The following is a 17301-nucleotide window of genomic DNA, read 5'->3' on the forward strand; positions in this document are numbered from 1 at the left end:
TTCAACTAAAAGCTCTTATCTACGGGAAAGGACACACGTTATACCTGAACCAGTTTTTGAAAGCGCTTTTTTGAGGTCTGATCGTTGGATAAAGAGAAGGTCAAGTCTCTGAAGTATAAGAGATTTGAATGAGAGGGAGTGTACTGAGGTATTATGCTGGTACTATAATATGAGGAGGTAAATTTATGTTCAAAGAAAGGCTAGTCAAGGCCGTCATTTCTTTCGCACTTTTCAGTACATTGTTCGCCATTCCCCCGCTACCTGGGGCGAGTGCAGCAGATGCCAGTTGCCCCAATGGTTATGTAGGCCTGACCTTTGATGATGGTCCATCTGGCAATACAACAAACATGCTTAACGCGTTGAAGCAGGCGGGGTTACGGGCAACGATGTTCAATGTTGGACAAAATGCACAGAATAATCAATCTCTGGTAAGTGCACAGGTTGCCGCGGGTATGTGGATCGGGAACCATTCTTATACGCATCCCGATATGACGAAATTAAACAGTAGCCAGATGTCGTCGGAGATTACTCGGACACAGCAGACGATTCGATCGATAACGGGAACTTCACCTAAGTTGTTCCGTCCGCCTTATGGCGCGACGAATGCGACCTTGAAATCCGTTTTGAGCCAAAATGGCCTGACCGAAGTGCTCTGGAATGTAGATTCCAAAGATTGGAATGGTGCAAGTGCAGCACAGATTGTAGCATCTGTTAACACGATGAAAAATGGTGACGTCGTTTTGATGCATGATCAGTACCAGACAACACTTCAGGCCATTCCGCAGATCGCACAAAATCTGAAAAGTCGTGGCCTCTGTTCGGGCATGATCTCATCAACTACTGGTCGAGCTGTCGCGCCTGATGGTGGCACGAACAATCCTCCGAGTACTGGAACGAAAGTAGAGGCAGAGAATATGACCAAAGGCGGCCAGTACGCCGGGAATATCAGCTCACCTTTCAACGGAGTTGTCCTTTATGCCAACAACGATTTGGTTAAACACACGCAGAATTTCGCAACGAGTACTCATAATTTTTCACTTCGTGGCGCTTCGAATAATGCGAATATGGCTAGAGTTGATTTGAAGATCGGTGGTCAGACGAAGGGAACCTTTTACTTTGGCGGAAGCGCTCCGGCGGTCTATACCCTGAATAATATCAGCCATGGAACCGGGAATCAGGTGATTGAACTTGTTGTAACAGCCGATGACGGGACTTGGGATGTATATATTGATTATTTGGAAATAAATTAACAAGCTCAAGGTTGAATGAAAAATAATGTACTATGATGAAATCCCGTTGGGTTACCCCATGGGATTTCATCATGTTCTTGGCCATTTTGTCACACAAAAGTGGAAGGAAAACATTTATAATGGACGAAATAGCGGATAGGAAGAATCTGGTGTGTATTGAAACAATTTATGGAATAGGAGTGAATTGATCAAATGATCATTATGATTAATGGTGCGTTTGATTCGGGAAAAACTTCTTCAGCAGAAGCACTTCAGCCTTTAATCGCAAACAGTATGATCTACGATCCTGAAGAAATAGGTTATATGCTGAGGAAACTTCTTCCGGAGAGTTGTAGAGAGGAAAGGGAACGGACGGATGATTTTCAAGATATCGAACTATGGAAAATTCTAACCGTAAAGACGGCTAAAGAAGAGACGATTTATCATCGTTTGGCTAAACGCGGAGATGAATTTGGCGGTTGGCAGTATCAACAAACACCAAAGTGTGTTGAAGCTTTTAAGAATGAACAATTTCAAATCCGCATTGATACCGATTATCTGGAGACCAGTGAAATCATAGAACTCATATTGAAGATGGTCCTATCCAAATAATGATCATTTGTTTTTATATAGGAGGGATTTATGGTGAATTAAATCTAGACGCGGTACTCCATACATATGATTTTGAGCTTAATGAAGATGGGGAATTTTTGCTACCTGCTGATTTAGAGAACATGCGATGAGTACAGATTTCTTAGATAGACGCTGGTATTGTTGAAGAAAATGAACAGCAGGGGATGGATGGTAATTGACGACAGTGACTTTTGAAGAAGTAACCGAGCTGCACCTTCCTGAAATTAGAGTGATTTATAACTATTATGTAAGGAATACAACGATTTCGTTTCATACGGAGGAATTAGATCTTGATCAGATTAAAACCTCTGTCATGAACAAAGATACACGTTATAAAACTTACGTAATCCTTGAGAACAATCAAATGTTGGGCTATGTTCTGATCACCCAATATAAGAGTAAACAGGCATATGACATCTGTGGAGAAGTCACTATATATTTGAAGCCCGATATTTTGGGAAAAGGCTTGGGCAAACAAGCACTTTGGTTTATTGAGAAGGTTGCAAAAGAACAAGGGTTCCATACCTTAATTGCGACGATTTGCATGGAGAATACTAGAAGTAAATCATTATTCGAGAGAGATGGTTATGAACAATGTGCTCTGTTTAAAGAGATCGGATATAAATTGAATAGAAAACTGGATATTGGAAGTTTCCAAAAGATATTGTAAGGAGAATACGAAATGAGTAAAAACCTATATATTGTATCTGGACCCGCTGGAGTAGGGAAATCTACAACTTCCAAGCTGCTTGTTCAGACTTTAGATAAAAGTGCATACATCTCTGGGGATGCGGTTAGTCACTTTCCGGTTAAAGGGCGAGGTAAACCTTGGCTTGATAAGGATACACACGACTTAACGTGGAAAAATATATCTAGTCTAGTGAAAAACTTATTGGATTATAAATACGATGTAGTTTTGGACTATGTGGTCTTTCCGGAAGACATTGATGGATTAATAACAGAATTGGCAGACTATCATGTTCGCATAATCTATGTAGTATTAATGGTGGATCATCAAACCATTATTCGTAGAGACCGTCTAAGAGCAGAAGAATCTCAAATGAAAGAAAGAAGTGTAATTTTGCTGGATGAGTTTGAAAATCATCTGAATTTGAGAGCAGATAACAAGCTGTATACTCATCATTTTACAGAAGATCAACTACCTGAAATCGTAAGTGAAATTATAAATAATGAGAAATATCGATTGAAATAAATGCACGTTATTATGCTACGAATTGTAATAATGATAAGAGGGTGAACCATTGAACAGAGGCATACATTTTGAGATTCCAAATACCTATGGTCGCTTTCTTGGAGAGATTTTAAAGCCATTGGATATAGTTGATTTCGATTGGTTTATTGGTGAGGAAGAGTCTTATTTCATTGATGAAGATACGTTAGGCGATAGTCTTTTTCCAGATATGATTATCGGTATGAATGGGGAAGAATTCCAAAAGATTATTGATAACAACGAGTATTATTTAATATTTGCGAATCTAAAGGCATATCCAAAAGGAGCACAAATAACAGATGTAATGACTTATGAAGATTATATGGTGAGTGAGTGTCAGATGGTTGTTCTCGTAATTGATAGTATCTACGTCACGGTTTATTGTAAAGATCTAGAAAAAGTCGAGGAATTATATCATCATATAAATGGACTGGGATTTGAGTCTCTTGAATATTTAACGGATGAGAATGATACGAGGACAAAACTATCGGTCTGGTGATAAAGTTGCTTGGAATTAACTGCTAAGGTTGGATAGACCATCCCCTACTGTCGCAGTAGACTTATGTAATTAATCTAAGGAATCTGAGACATGCTATATCAGAATACATGATTGTGAAATGGAACCATCAATATAATATAGAAGAAGTTATATGTACAATTAACGAAAACCGTAAGACTGCAACAATCACGAAGAATAAAAAACAAGTGATACAGTTGATTGAACATCATTTGGAAGTGGTTGTTAATAAGAGTTAAAAGAACGGTAGAAGTAATCAATGATTATCGAAAGAGGAGATATAGTGGGAGATATAAACATTCAACCCGTTACACGAGAGAATTGGGAAGAGGCGCTGAAGATCTCTTTGTATGAGCACCAAATCTCATTAGTTCCGTCCGTTATTGAGGGCATCGCTTACGCCTACATAAAACCGTGGGATGAAGCATTTGTTCCTTACGTGCTTGAGATCAATGAGAAGGTATTTGGATTCTTTTATCTGAGTTATACTCCAGATAGTACAGATAATTATTGGATCGGTGGTTTTCAAATCGATAAATTCTATCAAGGTAAAGGAATGGGGAAGCGCGCTATAAGAGCCATTCTAGATTACATCACGAAACAGCATCCTTTATGTAAATTTATTTCATTAACGGTTGAACGGGATAACGAAACAGCACAAAACTTGTACAAGAGCATGTCCTTCATTAGTGAGAATAGAACCAATTCAGATGATGAAGTGATCTACAGGTTAGCAATAAAATAAGAAATTCTAATAGTTTAAAGATCACATGTGATGCAGTGGTTTAAGAATTATATATTGAAAGTGTAGTCATATACTGGAGGGATACTGTGAGCCAATGGTTTGATCTAGATGAACTTAATCCAGGGTTAATCAAATTTGCAGTTATGGTCGCTAAATACAACAATAAATTCATCATTATAAAAAATAGAAAAAGAGGAGGTTGGGAGATCCCAGGAGGCAACAAAGAAATAGGGGAAACCATTTTACATACGGCAAGTCGAGAACTCTATGAAGAGACAGGCGCAGTGCGTTTTGAATTAACACCTTATGGCGTATATGAATGGAATGGGAGCTTTGGTATGGTTTTTTATGCTGAGGTTAAATTGCTTGATAGCTTACCCGAATCGGAAATTGATGAAATAAAGCTTGTGGATGTATTACCTGAAGGGATGAACTTCGGAGATATGTTTTATCATTTCTCGGATAGATGGGATGGACTTGAGAACCATAAACTTCAGAAATACAGCATCGAAATATATCATTTGAATGAGTTACCTGTAATTAAAATAAGCTGATTTAAGTTGGAGGAACTCGGGTTTGAAAATGAAGGAGATGGCAACGACCATGATAACGTATAGAACGTTGACCCTTGATGATGTGAACCAGTTGCAGGAAATAGATCGCTCGGAACATATTGATCTCATTTATGAAATGAGAAAGAACGGATTAGTTGAGCTAGAACAAGATCATGAGTGCTCAAATTGGGATGAAAAGCTTTTGAAAGAGATTCAAACTCGATATGTCTATGAATTAGAACACGGCGGCATGGCCTATGGCGCGTTTGCTGACGATCAATTAATGGGGTTTGGAGTGCTGGCACATCACTTTAGAGGAAGAGAACGAAATCAATTACAAGTTGACTTGATGTATGTCTCACGCGGGTACAGAAGACAAGGTGTTGGAAAACGTATTCTAAACCAATTAGGTGAAGAGGCTAAGAAACGTGGCGCACAGTATCTGTATATCTCCTCCACAGAGACGAGATCGGCAGTATCCTTTTATAGAAGCCAGGGCAGCCAGATTGCAAGTGAGATTGATGAAGAACTCTATGACAAAGAGCCGAAAGATATACACATGATAAAAGAGCTGGGCACATGACAAAGGTTGGGATACTTGGTTTGCGGAGCAAATGGAGACGTATCGGTTTGGCAACCCGTTGAATTGCTGCATCCGTTACGATAAAGGAACTGTTGGTAGAATTACATATGAAACTTATGAATAAGGAGCGTTACATGCGCAAAAAAATACGTAAAACACTCAAGTACAGCATATTCAGTATAATGTTAATGATGATATTAGCTCTGATATTTCCCACATGGACACCCAAAATTAAAGGTGAGAACAGCATCAGCATGTTAGGGCAGGTCGAAATTAATGGCGAAGGACACGAAATCATGATTAGGGGTATTGATCGGACCAACCCTATCCTGATTTTTGTACATGGGGGGCCGGGATGCTCGGAGATACCTTACGTAAGAAAATATAAGAAAGAGCTGGAGCAATACTTTACTGTAGTGCATTATGATCAACGTGGGAGTGGAAAGTCCTATCATTTTTTTGAGGATTACTCGAATCTGACAACAGATGTATTAGTAGATGATTTGATAGTTTTAAGTGATTATGTATCTAAGGAGTTAAATCAAGAGAAGGTTATATTAATCGGTCATTCATTTGGTACATACATCGGGATGAAAGCTGCGGCTAAAGCACCTGCTCAATTCCATGCTTATATAGGTATTGGACAGATGGCTAATACGTTTCAGAGTGAACTGGAGAGCTTGGCGTACACGTTAGAACAAGCGAAGCAGGCTGGTAACACGGAGGACGTACAAAAACTGGAGTTAGTTCGAGACTCGATTCAGCAAGGAACGGGACTGACACCTAGAATGTTGTTGCAAAAGTATGGTGGTGCAGCCAGACTCATCAATGAGAATAGAGATTATATTACAGGATTCCTTTTTAATCCCGAATACAATGGGCTGGATATGATTCGCTTTTACTCAGCAGTTTTCGGTTCACAAGACATCTTAGTGAGGGAAGCATTGGATCAAAATTTACCCGATAGGGTTAATCATCTGGAGATTCCTACTTATTTTGTGATGGGTAAATATGATTATATGACCACTGCGAATGCAGCACGTGATTATTTTGATGTATTTGATGCACCGATCAAAGACTTCGTAGTATTCGACGAGTCAGCGCATTACCCACAGTTTGAGGAGAAAGAGAAATTCGTAAAGTGGTTGAATGAGCTGTTTTAAGATGCATAGAGAGGAGCCAAATCATATTGTTAAGTGAATTCATCGAGCTTGAAGAAGAGAGTGATGAGAGTTATCGGTGTTACATTCTGCAAAATACAGTGCAAATATTTAAACATTCCATACAGAATGAGGATTTAAGCGACGTCCGAATATATGTGTCCACAAATACACCGTTAGATTCAATGGTTAATAAAATAGCAGACTACATCAAGTGGTTTTCAACTTGTGAGACTGTCTTTCGAAAATATTATGAGAATGAACTTCATGAAAAGGTACATCAGAATTGGTTTAATGAGATTGAAGTCTATCGTGTGGATATCACATTTAACAGTATAACCGACTACGGCGCAACAATATCTTGCGGAGATCATATTTTGCGCGATCACATCATGATTATTGATTTTGATAGAGAACAAATCCAAGCAATCCACTTAAACGGATAGATGGATTATTTTGTAGTAAATAGTCACAAAAAACAATAAAGATATCGCTTTATTTTCCATAAATGTGTTATTATGTTGGTGGTGGACGAAGAATTCATTTGTTTGATCGATAGAGAGAGGAGGCACGTATTCTCGAATCATTCAATCTGCATGGATAGATTAACTGCACTGCTTGTTAAAAATAATAGAATAAGCGGAGGTATGGTTATGTTCAAAAAATGGAAGAAATTTGGCATCAGCAGCTTGGCACTGGTATTAGTGGCTGCGGTAGCCTTTACGGGATGGAGCGCTAAAGCATCAGCAGCAGACGCTTCGCAAATAGTGTCTGAGATGGGTGCAGGATGGAATCTCGGCAATCAGCTGGAAGCAGCGGTGAACGGTACACCGAATGAGACAGCTTGGGGCAATCCTACGGTAACTCTAGAGTTAATCAAAAAGGTAAAAGCGGCAGGCTTCAAATCCATTCGTATTCCCGTTTCCTATTTGAGCAACATTGGAAGCGCTCCCAATTATACAATCAATGCGGCATGGCTGAATCGAATTCAGCAAGTCGTGGATTATGCGTACAATGAAGGTCTGTATGTGATCATCAATATTCATGGTGATGGGTATAATTCCGTACAGGGTGGATGGCTGCTCGTGAATGGTGGCAATCAGACTGCCATTAAGGAAAAATATAAGAAAGTGTGGCAGCAAATTGCCACTAAGTTTAGCAACTACAATGACCGTCTTATTTTCGAATCCATGAACGAAGTATTCGATGGCAACTATGGCAATCCGAACTCGGCGTATTATGCCAATCTGAACGCCTACAATCAGATCTTTGTGGATACAGTTCGTCAGACTGGAGGTAACAACAATGCCAGATGGTTGTTGATTCCGGGCTGGAACACCAATATTGACTTCACTGTAGGTAATTATGGTTTTGCCCTTCCAACAGATAATTTCAGATCCTTGGCAATTCCTAGCTCACAGAAGAGAATTATGATCTCGGCTCACTATTACTCTCCGTGGGATTTCGCAGGTGAGGAAAATGGCAATATCACGCAATGGGGTGCAACGGCTACGAATCCTTCCAAAAAGTCTACGTGGGGACAAGAAGATTATCTGGAATCACAGTTCAAGTCCATGTACGATAAATTTGTGACTCAAGGATATCCTGTGGTGATTGGTGAATTCGGTTCGATTGATAAAACATCGTACGATTCAACCAACAATGTATACCGCGCTGCTTACGCCAAAGCAGTTACAGCAAAAGCCAAGAAATACAAAATGGTTCCTGTATATTGGGACAACGGGCATAACGGTCAACATGGATTCGCCTTGTTTAACCGTTCGAATAATACCGTGACTCAACAAAATATCATCAATGCGATCATGCAAGGTATGCAATAATTTCCTGTCCATTTTTTATCCGTGCAAACGGCGTGTTCCCTATAAAAGGGACATGCCGTTTTTTTGTGCTAACGGGAGGTGATCTGAACAATATTTGCCAACGCATTTTACATAAGACATATACAGAATTCATTAAATGCCACACTACCTTTTATATACTTAATTTGCTTGATATCGCGAACTAAAAGGACTAGGTGGTAGACAGAATGTTAAAAAAACGTGATTTGCAGGAATGCCATTCACTGTACAGCTTAATGATGGACCCCGCAGTTTCGCCTTACGTTCGTTATCAATGCCAATCGTATGAAGAATATCTATTTCTCACTAAACAATTGATGGCCGAAGAAGAGCAAAAAAAAGTGATTTCCCGAACGATTTTGAATGAAACAGGGCAGCCTATTGGAACCATTGATCTATATCATGTTGAGCATCAATCCGGTTTTTTAGCCACATGGATTGGATCACCCTTTTTTGGAAATGGGTACAGCCAAAGAGCCAAATCAGCTTTCTTTGTTGAATTGTTTCTGGAACACGACATTGAAACGGTATTTATGAAGATACGCAAGCAAAATATAAGATCCAGAAAAGCGGTACAAAAACTGCCTTACGTGAAATTAGCCCATGATGTGTATCCTGAAGTCTATCAACGGGTTAATATGAATGAACAGATGTATGATCTGTATTATGTTGAACGGTCAGCCTTTTTCGAAAATAGTATGGATCTGCACCAAGTGGTGGCTACGTAACTTATTCAGAGAGCGTCAACAGCGGCGTCAGAGATGATGACGCTATTTCCTATGAGAAGATCGAATCGGAACACGGTTGGAAATAAATGCAGGAATATGGAATAGAGAATCGAAAGTCATTAAGAGGTAAAGCGTATGCAACAGTGTGTACGGTTAAAAAAGGAGGCGTGAAATGAACAATATCAACAAGATTTTGGGTGTAATTCTCATGCTTGGCAGTGTGTTTATTTCGACAATAGAGAGAATCTCAATACGAGTATCTGTTGCTATAGTAGAAGCAGGATATGCTTCAGGAGGGACCAACGTGCCCCAGTTCGCTCAGACGAACGAGCATCCAACAGGTATGCTCGTATACTTCATGTTCTTCGTTGGATTCATACTATTGGTCGCGGGATTCCCGGGGAGTTATAAGAAGAATCGTAATCATACTCATACCAAAGACGTGTAGCATTAGGAGGGGATGAGAGTGTCCGAACAGGAGGAAGTGTTCACAGGAGGTAATGTGAATCAGGTTATCAGAATAGGCGAGACGGTTCGCCGGCATGCCAAACCGAATCCATATGTGCATGAATTGCTTTTACATCTTGAAAAAGTTGGTTATGACCATGCTCCTCGATTTCTGGGAATAGATGAACAAGGAAGAGAAGTACTTTCTTATCTTCAAGGAGTCGTTCCAGGCAATGATTATCCCGATCTGGAAGAGTATATGTGGTCAGACGAATGTTTGATCGAAGTCGCTAAACTGTTGAGAATTTACCATGATGCGACCATTGGATTTACAACATCATCAGAATCAACGAACAGATATCCAGGCATCACTGAAGATGAGGTTGTATGTCATAACGATTTTGCGCCGTATAATGTGGTATACAAGGGCGGTCGTCCTCAAGGGATTATTGATTTTGATATGGCGAGTCCGGGGCCGCGAATGTGGGATATCGCCTATACCTTGTATACATCGGTTCCACTCGCAGAGTTCTCACCACAGTTGGATGGAAAGGGTGTTATTCCTTACTCTAGCCAGGCTCATGGAGCTGTTCGTAAAGAACGCATTACATTATTTATGATTACGTATGGACTGAGTGTGCCGACAGACTTGAAGGAATGGGTCGTATCTCGCATTCGTTTTATGTGTAAAACACTGTCTGATCGTGCGGCTGATGGAGATGTCGCTTTTATGAAGAGGGTCGAAGAGGGTCATCTATCCCATTACGAGAAAGAAGTTGTTTTTCTTGAAAAACATTGGGATGAATGGGTTTAAAATGTTAGCTAATGGACCGCGTGATAGCCTTTGGGCTACACAGCGGTTTTTTTGGTTTTCATCTTTGAATCCCTATAAATTCCTTTTAAATCATTTTCAACAATTGTGATCAACAATACAGCAATATTGTTCGGATTAGATTGAAATAACTGTGATACAATTCATTGTAAAGCGCTATCATTTCAAATTATTAAACTATATTGCTTTTTATATTCTGGGAAGGGAGATCTTTATTGATGCTAACCATACACACCCCGACGAATATGGCTTTACAAGAAAATGAAGTTTATGTGCGATCAGAAGCAGATAATTTTCAAGATGAGTGGCCTGTTCATACGCATAATGGGTATGAGATTCACTATTTTATCCAAGGAGATGCGACTTTTTTAATCGGTGACCGAATATACAAGCCGCTTCCTGGAGATATGTTTATTTTCAGAGGGGGTGTACCCCACCGAATCAATCCTTCAAGAGAAATGGTATACAAGCGAAGTTTCGTCAATTTTACCGAATTATTGCTTTTGGACATGCTTGCTGTGAGTCAATTGGAGAATCTGATGTCCATATTTCGTCATCCCAATGGATTGTTAGTGCATTGGTCCCTGGAGGAGCGTGAACACATCACAGGTATATTTAAGGGGATCAAGGAGGAGATGGATGCAGGAAATACAGGGCATAAAACAATGGTCAAATTAAGTCTTACCCAATTGCTACTGCGGATCTACCGGAAAACAACCAGTGAGCAATCCGCCGATCCTATTTTATGTTCTTCCCAGAAGCAGACAAGCGTAAGCCGGGTTCTTCATTATTTAAACCAGAACTATACGGAGAATGTTTCTTTGGATGATCTGTCCAAAACTCTCCATTTGAATAAGTACTACATCTGTCATTCTTTTAAAGAGACGACGGGATATACCATAAGCAATTATATAATACGGAAAAGAGTTGCAGAGGCCAAAAAATTATTGCTGTCAACGGATGCACAAATTTTGTCTATATCGGAGACACTAGGATTTAACACACCGGTATATTTTAGCAGGGCCTTTAAACAATATGTGGGTGTATCGCCACAGTTATTCCGTAAAAATGAATTGCTCAACGAAGCCAAAATTCATTAAACCCTTCCAAGGAGATGTTGATATGACAAAAAGAACAACGTTTAAGCTCATCACTAGCATGGTCATGGTCATGTTACTCATCGTACTGACTGCTTGCGCAAATTCAGGTACCAATGCTAATCCCAAACAAGCAACTCTGGATTTCCTGTGGTTCTCTGACGGAAAAGAAGGAGAAGTTATCAAGGAAATTATTAAAGATTATGAGCAAACGAATACAAAGGTTAAGATCAATCTCATTGAAGTAGGCTTCAAGGATATGCAAACCAAATTAAAAACGATGTTATCTGGCGGAAAGCCACCTGCTCTGAGCCGGGTTACGGATACGGGATCATTTGCTAATCAGGCGGTTGATCTTACACCCTACGTGGATAATGCTGATCAATTCAAGGATCAATTTATTGACTCACTGAAACCTTATTATGTCATTAACGACAAGCTGGTAGCTGCACCTATGGATGTCACAGCGAATGGGTTGATATATAACAAAACCTTATTTGATAAAGCGGGTGTTCAAGTACCGACCTCTCCTGATCAGGTATGGACGTGGGATGAATACACAGCTGCGTTAAAAGAGGTTATGGACAAAGGCGGAGCACGATATGGCATGGTATGGGATGTCACACCGCATAGATGGTCCACTCTTTTGTATCAGTATGGCGGAAGCATCTTAACGGAGGATGGCACTGCGGCAGCGATTAACGATGAAGCCGGCATCCGTTCCATGGAGAAGTTCAAACAACTTCATCAAGAAGGGATCATGCCCGAATCGGTATGGCTCGGAGGGGAAAATCCGAACAACCTGTTCCGTTCCGGAACGGTGGCTACTCACTGGGCCGGCAACTGGATGATCAGCAATTACAAGGATATCACCGATTTTGAATGGGGAGTCACCTATATGCCGAAAGGAACACAACGTTCTTCAGTACCAGGCGGGAAGTTTCTGATGGCTTTTAAAGGCAGCGGATATGAGCAGGAGGCGGCAGAATTTATTGAGTATTTAACGTCCAAAGAAGTGAATTCAAAATATAACCAAGAATCATTGTTTATGAGTCCGCGGAAGGACAGCTCTGTATTGAATTATGAATTCGGCAAGGAGATGTTTGAAATTTTCGCGGATGAACTGAAGAACAGTTCGCCTCTTGCAGCTAATGACTGGTCCAGACAGACGATTATATCCAAAATTTCAACGGACCTGAAAAATAATATTGTTGAGGTTTTATCCGATAAGGCAACTCCGCAGGAGGCATTGGATCGAACAGCCAAGCTGATTAACGAGGCTATTGGCAGTCAATAAACGTAAAGCGCTTTGGTTAATTCGTATACGGGGGCTTACCGATTCCTGTGAAGCCTCCCTTTCGAATAACGCATAAGGAAGGGGCAAGCAGATGAGTGAAGGACAACGGTTAAACAAAAATACGCTGGCCAAACAGAACAGGAAGCTCGTTATTGCTCCTTATCTGTTTATACTACCCAACCTCCTGATCTTTGGAACTTTTATCGTATTTCCTTCTTTATTGGGCCTCTATTATTCCTTCCATGTCTATGATGGATTGAACCCAATGAAGTTCAACGGGCTGGATAATTATATCAAAATTATAGGGGATCGGGAATTTTGGTCGACCATCGGACGAACGGGGATTTATGCAGCAATTGTTGTCCCGCTAATATATGCAGCAGCGTTAGGCATTGCTTTGCTGCTTGCGCGCGAGATTAGAATGCGCGGGTTCTTCAGGGCCGTATTTTACTGGCCGACCATGATTTCTTACATTATCGTAGGATTGACCTGGAAGTGGATTTTCGGAGATTCATTTGGCATTTTGAATCATCTGCTAACCGTGGTTGGTGTGGAACCTATCGGCTTTTTAACCTCTTCCTTTTGGGCAAATACGGCTGTAATCATCGCGACGGTATGGTCACGTGCAGGCTTTTTCATGGTCATTTTTATCGCGGGCTTGCAGGCCATACCTACGGATTACTATGAGGCTGCCCGCTTGGACGGGGCAACGGGAATAAAGGTGTTTAGATATATTACGCTCCCGCTGTTGAAGCCCACAAGCTTGCTTGTTGTTATGCTGACTCTGATTGATGCGTTCAAAGCATTCCCACTTATGTTTGCGCTTACAGGTGGTGGACCGGGCAAAGATACCACCTATATTGTTCAATATATTTATGAGATTGGTTTTAACAGGCAGGAGCTTGGCTTGGCCAGTGCCATGTCGGTGATACTGTTTATCCTTATTGGCGGATTCTCGGCACTGCAATTTCGTCTATCGAAAGGAGGGGCTGTGTGATGGTCATGAAGCCTATGGTCAAAATCTTCATCTACAGTCTGTTAAGTGTTGCCGCAGTGGTGTGGCTCCTGCCTGTCCTGTGGGTCGTGATTTCTGCTTTGAAAACGAATAGCGATCTGTACAGCTTCCCTCCCAAGCTGTGGCCGCAGCCAATCACCTTCGAGCATTTCAAGGAGGCATTCAGTAAAGGCGATTTTGGCTTGTATTTTATGAATAGTACGATCGTAACTGTAAGCTCAACGCTGCTACTGTTGCTGATTAACTCCATGGCAGGCTTTGCATTGGCGAAATATCGCTTCCGCGGAAGCGCGATCATATTAATTGCTTTTGTCTCAACACTCATGATTCCAATTGAGGTAATTATGATCCCCATATTCAAGGTGCTGAGCGCACTGGGGCTGTATAATAGCCTGCTCGCGATTATTATCCCGCCAGCAGCAACCCCAACAGGTGTGTTCCTTATGCGGCAGTATTTGCTGAGCGTACCGGACGAACTGTTGGAAGCTGCACGGATGGATGGAGCGGGCGAATGGAAAATTTACTGGAGCATCATTCTTCCCATAGCGAAGCCGATTCTTGCGGTGCTCGCGATCTTCTCCTTCATGTGGAGATGGGATGATTTTGTATGGCCGTTAATCGCTATTAGTGATCCATCGAAATATACGATTCAGCTTGCGCTCTCTAATTTTATTGGTGAATACAACGTAGATTGGGGCAGTTTGCTTGCGATGTCTGTAATCACGATGCTTCCGGTACTGATTGTTTTTATGGTATTCCAGCGATATTTTGTCAGCGGTATGATTACTTCAGGTATGAAAGGATGAGTTGAATGTCAGATATTACCCGTGATGGGACGGATACCTTGAATTATAAACCTATGAAATTAGGCCACAATCAGGTCATTAATCATTGGATGATCAGTGGCATATATACGAAGCCTGTTGCCTTTGTTCCAACAACGATGGAGGGGGATATTAATGATTGGCTTATCGATGGTTTTGCCATTCATGAGAATCCATGCAGAAAGGAATTTGTAGAACATAGGCGAACGCAGCCTGTGAAGCGATTTTTTGATCAATGGAGCGAGTTTCCAAGTCCGGGAGACAGCTTCGTTGGAGAAGAGAACGGGATGCCTTGGGCACTGTATTCTCCCTGGAATAATCCACGGGTGGAGCAATCAGGATTCTGGTTTGTCCCTACACATCTGCGCAGTTACGCGGCGACAAGGCTAATTTCTTCGACTGCTCATACCGCCTCTTTACGGATTAAGACCTATGGCAGTCTGACGTTGTGGGTGAATGGGGAAATGGTAACGGATTTTGCGCCACTCATGCGTAACAAGGAACAGGAAATCGTTATCAAAGCTGAACTTGTAGCTGGAATCAATGAGATCTATGCCTGCTGGGAGGATCTGGCTGAGCGGGATACGATGTATGCTTTTGCGGTGGAATACTTGGGAGACGAGGAATTAGTGATTTCCCTGCCTATTGCTCCTCATTTGGCGGAGCCCGTAAAATCCGCAGAGCAAGCTCTCGAACAGGCTTATTTTCCTTCGGATATCTTTAGAGGTGAGCAGATTAAGCTCAAGCTGCCGCTTCCCTTCCCGGACATCGTTAGCGAGGTTGATATTCAGTATGGCAATTTCTTTGATGGCACCGAAAATAAGACGATACACATATCCGAAAAGGAAACGGACCTGGTCCTCGCACATACCAATGAACTCGGTCATCATTACGTGTATTTCACGCTGGCTATTTCAGTTTCAAATGTAGTACTAACCAAGAAGTTTGGCTGTCAATCTTACGATACCAGCTATGATGCGGCTGCTCAGCAAGCTGCGGATCTGGAAGCCCGCAAATCCCTGGCTCTGCGATGCATCGCTGAGAAGGGCAGTCCCAATATTCATAAGGCCATCGCCATGCTAAAAACAGGAGGTAATCTGCAAGAAGCGGAGAACATTTTGCTTGATGGTGTGGAAGGCATTGAGCAACGGAAGGATTGCAGTGACTTCTATCTAGTGGGGCTGTTTCGTCTTTGGAGAGATGAACGACATAGCGGTTTGTTCAGTGAATCGTTCTGGGATCGGGTAAAAGCAAGTATACTGGGCTATCGATATTGGATTGATGAACCTGGCGATGATGTGATGTGGTTCTTCAGTGAGAACCATGCTTTGTTATTCCATACCAATGAGCTGTTAGCCGGACAGTTGTTTGGAGATGAAACGTTCAGCAACAGTGGTGAATCCGGTGAAGTACATCGTCAAAAAGCAGAGCAGAGGCTTGCCTTATGGTTTGAACGCTTTTTGGATGAAGGATTGGCAGAATGGAATTCAAGTGCATACATTCCGATTGATGCGGTTGGACTGTTGCATATCTATGAATTTGCCCATAACGAACAGCTCAGGCAGCAAGCTCAAAAGGCAATGGACCTGTTATTCTATTATATTACCGTTCAAATGCATCAGGGAGTCTTGTCTACAACGTTCGGGCGCAGCTATGAGAAGGAATTGCTGGGCAGTTATGCAGCGGGAACGACTTCAATGTGCTGGATCGCTTATGGCGTTGGTCATGTAAACAATTATTCAATAAGCAATGTTGCCTTGAGTTTATCCGATTACAGTCCTCCAACAGCGTATCAGGAACATCTGTTGCTCGGAGAGAATCAGCAATTGGTGTTCGCCAATCAACAGGGCAAGGGAGGCTACGCCAAGCTCTATCATTGTCGGACAAAGGAATACTCCTTATCCTCAATCATTCGTTTTCGTCCCGGCAAGCCAGGTTATCAGGAGCATGTCCAGCATTTATCTCTGTCACCTGAGGCGCAGATTTGGGTGAATCATCCGGCAGAAATATACAAGCATGGGGATGGTCGTCCTTGCTTCTGGGCTGGGAATGGGATACTGCCCGATGTTGTTCAGCATGAAGGGATTGCTTTGATGATGTTTGATATTCCTGCCGACCACACCTCTGACTGGACACATGCTTATTTTCCTACCCACTCCTTCACGGAATGGGTAAAGTATGAGAACTGGCATTTTGCCCGTTTGGATCAGGGGTATGCGGCCATATATGCGGCGAACGGGACGCGTATGGAGAACAACGGAGTGACGAGAGAGCGTGAGCTTATTTCCCCTGGATTGCGTAATGCCTGGATTATAAGAGCAGGAAACGAACAGCAATTCGGATCATTTGACGCTTTTATAAACCAAGTTCGTTCTGCAAGCCCGCAATTCGACAGTCAAGCTTTAACGCTCACTCTAACAGACCCAGTGTATGGTCCAATCCAATGGGGATTGAACAAGCCCTTCCATATTCAAGAAGAGGAAATCGTACACAACGGGCATGGAGTGAAGGGACAGCTGAAGTTACTGGACATGGAGCGCTGAATCATGT

Annotated in this window: 19 protein-coding genes; all 19 read left to right on the forward strand. The window is 41.7% G+C overall.

Translation table 11 applies throughout. The annotated features are described in order from the left end of the window. The first annotated feature begins 185 nt into the window (after positions 1–185). Positions 186–1250: a polysaccharide deacetylase family protein gene (locus C0Q44_RS26420; protein WP_105410142.1), complete on the forward strand. Its 1065-nt coding sequence runs from the start codon at positions 186–188 to the stop codon at positions 1248–1250. A 192-nt stretch (positions 1251–1442) separates the two neighbouring features. Next, positions 1443–1841, forward strand: a complete 399-nt coding sequence (locus C0Q44_RS26425) for a tunicamycin resistance protein (RefSeq protein WP_105410143.1) — start codon at positions 1443–1445, stop codon at positions 1839–1841. 205 nt (positions 1842–2046) lie between these two features. Continuing rightward, a complete protein-coding gene (locus C0Q44_RS26430) occupies positions 2047–2532 on the forward strand; it encodes a GNAT family N-acetyltransferase (RefSeq protein WP_258166564.1) in 486 nt (161 codons plus the stop codon). A gap of 12 nt (positions 2533–2544) precedes the next feature. Continuing rightward, on the forward strand, positions 2545–3075 hold the full coding sequence (locus C0Q44_RS26435) for a P-loop nucleotide/nucleoside kinase family protein (RefSeq protein ID WP_105410145.1): 531 nt from the start codon (positions 2545–2547) through the stop codon (positions 3073–3075). A gap of 49 nt (positions 3076–3124) precedes the next feature. Beyond that, complete coding sequence (locus C0Q44_RS26440; RefSeq protein WP_105410146.1) at positions 3125–3592, forward strand: DUF2691 family protein; 468 nt, start codon at positions 3125–3127, stop codon at positions 3590–3592. A gap of 277 nt (positions 3593–3869) precedes the next feature. Next, a complete protein-coding gene (locus tag C0Q44_RS26445; RefSeq protein ID WP_105410147.1) occupies positions 3870–4355 on the forward strand; it encodes a GNAT family N-acetyltransferase in 486 nt (161 codons plus the stop codon). An 86-nt stretch (positions 4356–4441) separates the two neighbouring features. Continuing rightward, positions 4442–4909, forward strand: a complete 468-nt coding sequence (locus C0Q44_RS26450; protein ID WP_219845202.1) for an NUDIX hydrolase — start codon at positions 4442–4444, stop codon at positions 4907–4909. Positions 4910–4937: 28 nt separating this feature from the next. Further along, entirely contained in the window at positions 4938–5492 is a 555-nt protein-coding gene (locus C0Q44_RS26455) for a GNAT family N-acetyltransferase (RefSeq protein WP_258166574.1), read from the forward strand. A 116-nt stretch (positions 5493–5608) separates the two neighbouring features. Beyond that, positions 5609–6655: an alpha/beta fold hydrolase gene (locus C0Q44_RS26460; protein ID WP_374955153.1), complete on the forward strand. Its 1047-nt coding sequence runs from the start codon at positions 5609–5611 to the stop codon at positions 6653–6655. Positions 6656–6681: 26 nt separating this feature from the next. Then, positions 6682–7098 (forward strand): hypothetical protein, encoded by a 417-nt coding sequence (locus C0Q44_RS26465; RefSeq protein ID WP_105410149.1) that lies wholly within the window; start codon positions 6682–6684, stop codon positions 7096–7098. Between the two features lie 207 nt (positions 7099–7305). Next, on the forward strand, positions 7306–8493 hold the full coding sequence (locus tag C0Q44_RS26470; protein ID WP_105410150.1) for a glycoside hydrolase family 5 protein: 1188 nt from the start codon (positions 7306–7308) through the stop codon (positions 8491–8493). 206 nt (positions 8494–8699) lie between these two features. Beyond that, a complete protein-coding gene (locus C0Q44_RS26475; RefSeq protein WP_105410151.1) occupies positions 8700–9239 on the forward strand; it encodes a GNAT family N-acetyltransferase in 540 nt (179 codons plus the stop codon). A gap of 172 nt (positions 9240–9411) precedes the next feature. After that, complete coding sequence (locus C0Q44_RS26480; protein WP_105410152.1) at positions 9412–9687, forward strand: hypothetical protein; 276 nt, start codon at positions 9412–9414, stop codon at positions 9685–9687. A gap of 12 nt (positions 9688–9699) precedes the next feature. Continuing rightward, positions 9700–10500: a phosphotransferase gene (locus C0Q44_RS26485; RefSeq protein WP_258166565.1), complete on the forward strand. Its 801-nt coding sequence runs from the start codon at positions 9700–9702 to the stop codon at positions 10498–10500. Positions 10501–10736: 236 nt separating this feature from the next. Further along, entirely contained in the window at positions 10737–11618 is an 882-nt protein-coding gene (locus C0Q44_RS26490) for an AraC family transcriptional regulator (protein ID WP_105410154.1), read from the forward strand. A gap of 22 nt (positions 11619–11640) precedes the next feature. After that, positions 11641–12912 carry an ABC transporter substrate-binding protein gene (locus C0Q44_RS26495; protein WP_105410155.1) on the forward strand — a complete coding sequence of 424 codons (1272 nt, stop codon included), beginning with the start codon at positions 11641–11643 and terminating at the stop codon, positions 12910–12912. A 91-nt stretch (positions 12913–13003) separates the two neighbouring features. Next, the gene (locus C0Q44_RS26500) at positions 13004–13909 is read left to right on the forward strand and encodes a carbohydrate ABC transporter permease (RefSeq protein WP_105410156.1); all 906 of its coding nucleotides are present in this window, start codon (positions 13004–13006) and stop codon (positions 13907–13909) included. Continuing rightward, positions 13909–14733: a carbohydrate ABC transporter permease gene (locus tag C0Q44_RS26505; protein ID WP_017688979.1), complete on the forward strand. Its 825-nt coding sequence runs from the start codon at positions 13909–13911 to the stop codon at positions 14731–14733. The genes C0Q44_RS26500 and C0Q44_RS26505 overlap by 1 nt, the downstream gene beginning before the upstream one ends. A 5-nt stretch (positions 14734–14738) precedes the next feature. Further along, positions 14739–17294: a hypothetical protein gene (locus tag C0Q44_RS26510; RefSeq protein WP_105410157.1), complete on the forward strand. Its 2556-nt coding sequence runs from the start codon at positions 14739–14741 to the stop codon at positions 17292–17294. Positions 17295–17301: the final 7 nt, after the last annotated feature.

This window comes from Paenibacillus sp. PCH8, from assembly GCF_002968835.1.
In the GTDB taxonomy this organism is placed as follows: Bacteria; Bacillota; Bacilli; order Paenibacillales; family Paenibacillaceae; genus Paenibacillus.

Excerpts from the sequence above, each read along its gene's own strand:
- C0Q44_RS26420 (WP_105410142.1), top strand. The coding sequence starts at position 186 with ATGTTCAAAGAAAGGCTAGTCAAGGCCGTCATTTCTTTCGCACTTTTC.
- C0Q44_RS26425 (WP_105410143.1), top strand. The coding sequence starts at position 1,443 with ATGATCATTATGATTAATGGTGCGTTTGATTCGGGAAAAACTTCTTCA.
- C0Q44_RS26435 (WP_105410145.1), top strand. The coding sequence starts at position 2,545 with ATGAGTAAAAACCTATATATTGTATCTGGACCCGCTGGAGTAGGGAAA.
- C0Q44_RS26445 (WP_105410147.1), top strand. The coding sequence starts at position 3,870 with ATGATTATCGAAAGAGGAGATATAGTGGGAGATATAAACATTCAACCC.
- C0Q44_RS26455 (WP_258166574.1), top strand. The coding sequence starts at position 4,938 with ATGAAGGAGATGGCAACGACCATGATAACGTATAGAACGTTGACCCTT.
- C0Q44_RS26460 (WP_374955153.1), top strand. The coding sequence starts at position 5,609 with ATGAATAAGGAGCGTTACATGCGCAAAAAAATACGTAAAACACTCAAG.
- C0Q44_RS26470 (WP_105410150.1), top strand. The coding sequence starts at position 7,306 with ATGTTCAAAAAATGGAAGAAATTTGGCATCAGCAGCTTGGCACTGGTA.
- C0Q44_RS26475 (WP_105410151.1), top strand. The coding sequence starts at position 8,700 with ATGTTAAAAAAACGTGATTTGCAGGAATGCCATTCACTGTACAGCTTA.
- C0Q44_RS26480 (WP_105410152.1), top strand. The coding sequence starts at position 9,412 with ATGAACAATATCAACAAGATTTTGGGTGTAATTCTCATGCTTGGCAGT.
- C0Q44_RS26485 (WP_258166565.1), top strand. The coding sequence starts at position 9,700 with ATGAGAGTGTCCGAACAGGAGGAAGTGTTCACAGGAGGTAATGTGAAT.
- C0Q44_RS26490 (WP_105410154.1), top strand. The coding sequence starts at position 10,737 with ATGCTAACCATACACACCCCGACGAATATGGCTTTACAAGAAAATGAA.
- C0Q44_RS26495 (WP_105410155.1), top strand. The coding sequence starts at position 11,641 with ATGACAAAAAGAACAACGTTTAAGCTCATCACTAGCATGGTCATGGTC.
- C0Q44_RS26500 (WP_105410156.1), top strand. The coding sequence starts at position 13,004 with ATGAGTGAAGGACAACGGTTAAACAAAAATACGCTGGCCAAACAGAAC.
- C0Q44_RS26505 (WP_017688979.1), top strand. The coding sequence starts at position 13,909 with ATGGTCATGAAGCCTATGGTCAAAATCTTCATCTACAGTCTGTTAAGT.
- C0Q44_RS26510 (WP_105410157.1), top strand. The coding sequence starts at position 14,739 with ATGTCAGATATTACCCGTGATGGGACGGATACCTTGAATTATAAACCT.